The sequence below is a fragment of the Arenimonas sp. genome, assembly GCF_019459675.1.
Lineage (GTDB): Bacteria > Pseudomonadota > Gammaproteobacteria > Xanthomonadales > Xanthomonadaceae > Arenimonas.
This window is the reverse complement of sequence record NZ_JAIBFH010000399.1, coordinates 1-5,229: the sequence shown is the minus strand read 5'-3', so window position 1 is coordinate 5,229 and position 5,229 is coordinate 1. Positions and strand designations below refer to the sequence as shown.

General features: G+C 70.4%; 5 protein-coding genes. 3 read left to right on the top strand and 2 right to left on the bottom strand.

All coding sequences use genetic code 11. The features are described 5' to 3' along the window. The 3 genes from K0M70_RS13240 to K0M70_RS13230 form a co-directional block, all read left to right on the top strand. Positions 1-574, top strand: a 574-nt coding sequence (locus K0M70_RS13240) for an FtsX-like permease family protein (RefSeq protein ID WP_290782706.1), incomplete at its 5' end; no start/stop codon positions are given. Between the two features lie 32 nt (positions 575-606). Beyond that, positions 607-1,605 (top strand): isoaspartyl peptidase/L-asparaginase, encoded by a 999-nt coding sequence (locus tag K0M70_RS13235; protein ID WP_290782704.1) that lies wholly within the window; start codon positions 607-609, stop codon positions 1,603-1,605. Further along, positions 1,602-3,716, top strand: coding sequence for a TonB-dependent receptor (locus K0M70_RS13230; RefSeq protein WP_290782703.1), 2,115 nt, complete (start codon positions 1,602-1,604; stop codon positions 3,714-3,716). Before K0M70_RS13235 ends, K0M70_RS13230 begins: the two co-directional genes overlap by 4 nt. Positions 3,717-3,830: 114 nt before the next feature. On the opposite strand, the gene K0M70_RS13225 is transcribed toward K0M70_RS13230, so the two are convergent. Together K0M70_RS13225 and K0M70_RS13220 are read right to left on the bottom strand one after the other, a co-directional pair. Then, the gene (locus tag K0M70_RS13225) at positions 3,831-4,856 is read right to left on the bottom strand and encodes a TIGR00266 family protein (protein WP_290782701.1); all 1,026 of its coding nucleotides are present in this window, start codon (positions 4,854-4,856) and stop codon (positions 3,831-3,833) included. 48 nt (positions 4,857-4,904) lie between these two features. Beyond that, on the bottom strand, positions 4,905-5,229 hold a 325-nt coding region (locus K0M70_RS13220; RefSeq protein ID WP_290782699.1), incomplete at its 5' end, for a DUF533 domain-containing protein.

Genomic DNA, 5,229 nt, shown 5'->3' with positions numbered 1-5,229 from the left:
GCGCCAGGCCAGCATCGTGCAGCAGATCTCGGTGTCGGTGGGACGGGCCGAGGACCTGGCCTTTGTCGAGGAGGAGATCAACGCGCTGATGCGCCAGCGCCACCGCATCGCGCCCGGTGCCGAGGACGACTTCGCGGTGCGCAACATCGCCGAGATCGTCAGCACCCGCACCGAAACCACGCGCCTGATGTCGCTGCTGCTGGGCGCGGTGGCCAGCATTTCGCTGATCGTGGGCGGCATCGGCATCATGAACATCATGCTGGTGTCGGTGACCGAGCGCATTCGCGAGATCGGGCTGCGCATGGCCGTGGGCGCGGGCCCGCGCGAAATTCAGGCGCAGTTCCTCGCCGAGGCGATGCTGATCTCGCTCGGCGGTGGCTTCATCGGCATCGCGCTGGGCATCGGCGGGGCGCTGCTTGCCAGCAAGTTCGGCGCCCTGCCGGTGCAGCTGGACCTGCAGGTGGTGATGATGGCGGCCGGCTTCTCGGTGGCCACCGGCCTGTTCTTCGGCTTCTACCCGGCGCGCAAGGCGGCCCAGCTGGACCCCATCGAGGCGCTGCGCCACCAAGGGTAAACTCCCGCCACACCCCATCGGATGATACCGCCATGATCCGCACCTCCCTGCTGCTTGCCCTTGGCCTTGGCCTGGCCGCGATGCCGGCGTTTGCCGAAGAGGCGCGGACCGCGCTGGTGATCCACGGCGGCGCCGGCGTGATCGAACGCCGCGCCCTTTCGCAACAGGACGAACGCGCCGTGCGCAAGGATCTCGACCGCGCCCTGGACGCCGGCCATGCCGTGCTCAGGACCGGGGGCAGTGCCCTGGACGCGGTGACGGCCAGCATCGTGGTGCTGGAAGAGTCGCCTTGGTTCAACGCCGGCAAGGGCGCGGTGTTCAACGCCGCCGGCGGGCACGAGCTCGATGCCTCGATCATGGAGGGCCAAACGCGCCGCGCCGGCGCGGTGGCCGGGCTGAGCACGGTGCGCAGCCCCATCACGCTGGCGCGCACCGTGATGGAGCATTCCCCGCACGTGATGATGGCCGGCGCGGGCGCCGAAGCCTTCGCCGACACCCGGCCCGAGATCGCCCGCGTGCGCCCGGACTGGTTCGACACCGACCGCCGCCGCGAGCAGCTCGAAGAGGCACGCAGGATGGAGAACGCGGGCCAGGCGGCGATCCCGAGCAGCTACTTCGGCACCGTCGGCGCCGTGGCGCTGGACAGGCAGGGCCACATCGCCGCGGCCACCTCCACCGGCGGCATGACCAACAAGCGCTTCGGGCGCGTCGGCGACGCGCCCATCATCGGCGCCGGCAACTGGGCCGACGACCGCTGCGGCGTGTCGGGCACCGGCTGGGGCGAGTTCTACATCCGCGCCGCCGTCGCGCACGACATCTGCGCACGCATGGCCTATCGCGGTGACTCACTGGCGGTCGCGGCAGAGGCCGTGGTCAATGGCGAGGTGGTGAAGCTGGGCGGCAACGGCGGCGCGATCGCCCTGGACCGCGAGGGCAACATCGCCATGCCGTTCAACACCAGCGGCATGTACCGCGCCTGGATCAAGCCCGACGGCAGCCGCGGTACCGCGGTTTTCCGCGACGACAAGTGAGGCTCCGTCGAGGAATCGCGCTCGCGCTGGTGCTGGCGGTCTCGCCGGCGACGGCGCAGGAAGACGCGCTGGCGCAGGTCGACGCGCCCGTGCTCGAACCGGTGAACGTCACCGCCACCCGCCGCGAGGCCAGCGTATTCGATACGCCGGCCGCGGTGTCGGTTCGATCGGCTCCGGTGGCGACCCCGGGCATGAATGTTTCCGAAGCCCTGCAGGGCATCCCCGGCCTGCTGGTGCGTGATCGCCAGAACTACGCCCAGGACACCCAGCTGTCGATCCGAGGTTTCGGTACCCGCGCCAGCTTCGGCATTCGCGGACTGCGCGTCTACGTCGACGACATTCCGGCCACGCAGCCCGACGGCCAGTCCCAGCTATCCCATGCCAATCTTGCCAGCGCGCAGCGGGTGGAGGTGTTGCGCGGGCCGTTCTCGGCGCTGTACGGCAACTCCTCGGGCGGCGTGGTGCAGGTATTCAGCGGGGACGGCCAGTCACCCGGAGAGGCCAACCTGGGGCTGGCGGCGGCCGAAGGTGGCGACTGGCGCATGTCCGCCGGCGTGCGCGGCGCCTGGCGCGACGTTGGCTTCGTGGCCGGCCTGTCGCAGCTGCGCGCCGATGGCATCCGGCCACATTCGGCGGCCGAACGCCTGTCCTTGAACGCGCGCCTGCATTGGCCGATGGACGACGGCGCGGCTTCGCAGTCGTTGGTCGTCAATCACTTCGATTCGCCGCTGTCGCTCGATCCGCTGGGCCTGAGTCGCGCGCAGTTCGACGACAATCCGTACCAGACCACGCCGCAGGCCATCGCCTTCAACACCCGCAAGCGCGTGCGGCAGTCGCAGGTGGGCTGGACCGGCGAGCGCGCGCTTGGCGGCGCGGTGTCGCTGCGTGCCCTGGCCTACGCGGGCACGCGCGGCATCGAGCAGTATCTGGCCATTCCCCCGGGGGCGCAGGCCAACCCGCTGCAATCGGGCGGCGTGGTGGACCTGGCCAGCGACTACGGTGGCGGCGAACTGCGGCTGGCCGGTGACGCGACGCTGGCCGGCCGCGCGCTCGCCTGGACCGCGGGCGCGGGCTGGGAAGGACTGCAGCAACAGCGGCGCGGCTTCGAGAACTTCGTGGGCAGCCAACCGGGCGTGCGCGGTGCGCTGCGCCGCGACGAGCGCAACCGCGTGGCCTCGTTCGACCAATTCGCGCAGGCCGACTGGCGCGCGGCCGATCGCTGGTCGCTGCTGGCCGGACTGCGGCACAGCCGCGTGCGCTTTGATTCGAACGACCGCTATGTGCGGGCCGGCAACCCCGACGACAGCGGCGCGGTCACCTTCGAGCGCTGGACGCCCGTGGCCGCGCTGCAGCTTCGCGCCAGCCCGCGCCTGAACCTGCACGCCAGCGTTGGCAGCGGCTTCGAAACGCCAACGCTGGTGGAGCTGGCCTATCGCCCGGACGGCGGCTCGGGCTTGAATCTCGGGCTGCAGCCCGCGCGCAGCCGCAACTTCGAGCTGGGCATGAAGTGGCGTCCACGCGACGGCCTGCGCGCCGACGTCGCGCTGTTCCGCAGCGATACGCGCGATGAGCTTGTGGTGGCCACGAATGCCGGCGGCCGCGCCAGCTATGCCAACGCCGGCCGCAGCCTGCGCCAGGGCCTGGAAGCGGAGCTGGAGGCGGCGCTGGGTGAATCGATGTCGCTGCAGCTGGCGTGGACCGCGCTGGACGCGACCGTGCGCGAAACCTATCTCGCCTGCGCGGGGGCGCCGTGCACGGTGCCCACGCAGGAGGTGACGCGCGGTACGCGCCTGGCCGGCGTGCCCGAAGCGATGGGTCGGCTGCGCTGGGACGGCTGGCGTGGCGATTGGCGCGGCTTCGGCGAGCTGCGCCACGTGTCGTCAGTCACCGTGAACGACGTGGGCAGCGAAACCGCAGCCGGCTACACGCTGCTCGATCTTGGGGTGTCGCGCGAATGGAGCGCTGGCGGACAGGTTTTCGCGCGCCTGGATAACGCGCTGGATCGCCGGCACGTGGGCTCGGTGATCGTCAACGACGGCAATGGCCGCTACTTCGAACCCGGGCCTGGCCGGACGCTTTGGCTGGGCTTGGATTTGCGCTGGGGCCGGTAGGGCGCGGGCCAGGCTAGGCGGCGAAAGCTCCGTACCAGGCATATTCAAATGCAGAGGGCCTGGGCCATGGCCCAAGCCCTCTGCGATTAAATGTACCTGGTGCGCTATCGCCGCTTAGAAGCCGCGGTCTCCGGAGATGATGCCGCCCAGGCCGCCCAGCACCGAGCCTTCGCCCTTGCTGCCGCCCTTCTGGTAAGCCGCGGCCATCATGCGTCCGGCCATGCGCGAGAACGGCAGGGACTGCATCCAGACCTTGCCCGGGCCGGTGAGCGTGGCCAGGAACACGCCTTCGCCTCCGAACAGCATCGATTTCACGCCGCCCACGGGCTGCACGTCGAAATTCACCGTGCTGGTCATGGCCACCACGCAGCCGGTGTCCACGTCCAGGCGCTCGCCCGGGCGCAGCTCGCGCTCCATGATCGTGCCGCCGGCGTGGATGAACACCAGGCCGTCGCCGGTCAGCTTCTGCATGATGAAACCTTCGCCGCCGAACAGCGCCGTCATGATCTTCTTCTGGAAGAAGATGCCGATCGTCACGCCGCGCGCCGCGCACAGGAAGCTGTCCTTCTGCGCGATGATGGTGCCGCCGTAGTTGCTCAGCGTCATCGGCACGATGGTGCCCGGGTAGGGTGCCGCGAACGCCACCTTGGCCTTGCCGCTGGCGCCGGTGTGCGAGAACACCGTGGTGAACAGGCTCTCGCCGGTGATCAGCCGCTTGCCGGCGCCCACCAGCTTGTCCATGAAGCCGCCGCCGACCGAACTGGCCGAGCCGTCGCCGAACACGGTGTCCATGCTGACGCTCGATTCCTTGTACATCAGCGACCCCGCCTCGGCGACCGCGCTTTCACCCGGGTCGAGCTCGATCTCGACGAACTGCATGTCCTCGCCGTAGATGCGGTAGTCGATGACGTCGCTGCGCTGGCCCGCGCCGCCTGCGGCCACGGGCGGCGGCATGGGCGCCATCATCGAGCCGGGCGCCGACTCGCTCTTGAGCTCGGTGCAGGCGCTGATCGGGATCCATTCCGGGAAGCCCTGGCGCCAGCAGTGACCGCTGGGGTCGCGCGTGGCTTGGGCGATGGCGGCGGCATGGTCTAGCGGACCCATTTGCTGGCCCTGGTAGCTGAGGAACCACTGGTGCATGTCGTATCTCCTTGGGGGTGGGAGTCGGGGCGAACGCCCCGGGCGATGTCAGGTGCCGGTGTCCAGGCCCAGCTGCGCATGGATGTCCGCACGCGCCGCGCCGTCCAGATCCAGCTGCGCGGCAAGACGGTCCAGGAAAGCGCGCTCGGCCTCGGTGTCGGCGGTGATGGCGATCAGCGCTGCGGCGTAAACCTCGGCGCGCAGGCTGGCCGGCGTGCGGACGGCCAGCTGTTCGAGCGTCAGCGGCGCGCGGATCTCGGCGTCCAGCGCCTGCAGGTTCTCGGCGTCCAGGCCGGCCTCGCGCGCGCGGCCCCGCACCGCCACCCGTTCGCCGGCATAGATCAGGCCGGCGGCCTGGGCGGCGGTGTTGATG

Excerpts from the sequence above, each read along its gene's own strand:
- K0M70_RS13235 (WP_290782704.1), top strand. The coding sequence starts at position 607 with ATGATCCGCACCTCCCTGCTGCTTGCCCTTGGCCTTGGCCTGGCCGCG.
- K0M70_RS13225 (WP_290782701.1), bottom strand. The coding sequence starts at position 4,856 with ATGCACCAGTGGTTCCTCAGCTACCAGGGCCAGCAAATGGGTCCGCTA.